General features: G+C 72.2%; 1 protein-coding gene. It reads left to right on the forward strand.

The features are described from left to right. A partial coding sequence (locus IEZ11_RS50245; protein ID WP_189269832.1) for a type I polyketide synthase occupies nucleotides 1–2663 on the forward strand: 2663 nt, incomplete at both ends.

Raw genomic sequence — 2663 nt, forward strand, 5'->3', positions numbered from 1 at the left:
GAGTTGCACGGGACGGGGACGCCGGTGGGGGATCCGGTGGAGGCGCGGGCGTTGGGTGAGGTGTACGGGCGGGAGCGGGTGGTGCCGCTTGTGGTGGGGTCGGTGAAGTCGAACATCGGGCATCTGGAGGGTGCTGCGGGTGTGGTCGGGCTGATCAAGGCGGCTCTGTCGGTGCGTGAGGGGCAGGTCCCGGCGAGTCTGTACTTTGAGTCGCCGCATCCGGGGATCGATCTGGAGGGGTGGCGGCTGGAGGTCCAGAGGGGGCTGGGGCCGTGGCCGGTGGAGGGTGTGCGCAGGGCGGGGGTGTCCTCGTTCGGGATGGGCGGTACCAATGCCCACCTGATTCTGGAGCAGGCCCCCCGGCAGCCCGCCACTGCAGGGCCTGACCGGTCGGGTGGGGGCGGGCTGGTGCCGTGGGTGCTGTCCGCACGCACCCGCACGGCACTGCGCCACCAGGCCACCCGGCTCGCCGAACACATCGACGCAGACGACACCACCGACACCCTCGACATCGCCCACTCCCTCGCCGCCACCCGCACCGCCTTCGACCACCGCGCCGTCGTCCTCGGCACCGACCGGGCCGAACTGCGCGCCGGCCTCACCGCCCTGGCCGACGACGAACCCCGGCCCGGCGTACTGCACGGCAGGGCCACCGGCGGACGCACCGCCTTCCTCTTCACCGGCCAGGGCGCCCAGCGCACCGGCATGGGCCGGGAACTGTACGGCCTCTCACCCGTCTTCACGACGGCGTTCGACGCGGCCTGCGCGGTCCTCGACCCGCACCTGGAACGCCCGCTCAAGGACATCGTCCTCGGCGACGACCCGGACGGGCTCCTCAACCAGACCCGCTACACCCAGGCCGCCCTGTTCGCCCTGGAGACGGCCCTGTTCCGGCTCGCGGAGTCCTTCGGCATACGTCCGGACGCGGTCATGGGCCACTCCATCGGCGAGGTGAGCGCCGCACACGTCGCCGGAGTCCTCTCCCTCGCCGACGCCGGCGCGCTGGTGGCGGCCCGCGGCCGGCTCATGCAGGCCGCCCGCCACGGCGGCGCCATGCTCGCCGTCGCCGCCCCCGAAGCGGACGTCGTCCCCCTCCTGGCCGGCTACGAGGGCCGCCTGGACCTGGCAGCCGTCAACGGCCCCTCCGCCGTGGTCGTCTCCGGTGACACCGAAGCCGCGCAAGAGATCGCCGCCCACTTCACCGCGCGCGAGGTCAAGGTCAAGCGGCTGACCGTCAGCCACGCCTTCCACTCGCCCCACATGGACGACGTACTCGACGAGTTCACCCGCACCGTCGCCACGCTGACGCTCAACGCCCCCACGATCCCGGTGGTCTCGAACGTGACCGGCCGGATCGCCACGGCCGAGGAACTGACCGACCCGGGCTACTGGGCCCGGCACATCCGAGGGACCGTCCGGTTCCACGACGGAGTCCGGACCCTCGCCGCCCAGGGCATCACCACCTACCTGGAACTCGGCCCGGACCCGGTCCTCACCGCCATGGTCCAAGGCGCCCTCACCGCAGGCGAGTTCACCGCGGCGGCGCTGCTCCAGAAGGACAAGGACGAAGAACGCTCCCTGCTCTCCGCCCTGGCCGCCGCCTACGCGAACGGCGCCGCTGTCGACTTCGGCACCCTTCTCGCCGACGGCCGGCGCATACCCCTGCCCACCTACGCCTTCCAGCGCAAACGCCACTGGATCGAGACACCCGACAAGCAGCAGGAGAGCCCGGCGCCCACCACACCCCTCACCGTCTCCGAAGACGTCTCCGAAGACGTCTCCGAAGACGTCGCCGAAGACGTCTCCGCGGACGAGGAGCCCGGCCTGCGCGCCGCATGGGCGGCCCGGCTCGACGCCCTCACCGAGCGGCAGCGGCACGACCGCGTCCTCGGCCTCATCGCCCGCCACACCGCCGAGATCCTCGGCTACGAGCGCACCGACGAGATCGACCCGTCGCTCACCTTCAAGGACCTCGGCTACAACTCCCTGACCTCCGTGGAACTGCGCGGCCGCCTCCTCACCGAGACGGAACTCCCGCTGCCCGCCTCACTGCTCTTCGACTACCCGACCCCCGACACCCTCGCCGCCCACATCGTCCGGGAACTGCTCGGCACCACCCACACCCCCACCACAGCCACGCTCACCTCCGTGTCCGACGAGCCGCTGGCCGTGGTCGCCATGGCGTGCCGCTACCCCGGCGCAGTGGCCTCTCCGGAGGACCTGTGGCGGCTGGTCGCGGAGGGGGTCGACGCGATCGGTGCGCTGCCCGGGGACCGTGGCTGGGACCTGGAGGGCATCTACGACCCCGAGCGCGGCGTCAGCGGGAAGACCTACGCCCGCGACGGCGGGTTCCTCTACGGCGCCGGTGAGTTCGACGCGGAGTTCTTCGGGATCAGCCCCCGTGAGGCAGCCGCGATGGACCCCCAGCAGCGACTGCTCCTCGAAACCGCCTGGGAGGCACTGGAACGCGCCGGGATCGACCCCGCGACCCTGCGCGGCACCGACACCGGCGTCTTCGCCGGCGTCATGCAGCAGGACTACGGGCCGCGCCTGCACGAACCGGCCGACGGCTTCGAGGGCTACCTCCTGACCGGCGGTTCGGCGAGCGTCGCCTCGGGCCGTATCTCCTACGCCCTGGGTCTGGAGGGGCCGGCGATCACGGT

The organism is Streptomyces fuscichromogenes (assembly GCF_014645815.1).
Taxonomy (GTDB): Bacteria; Actinomycetota; Actinomycetes; order Streptomycetales; family Streptomycetaceae; genus Streptomyces; species Streptomyces fuscichromogenes.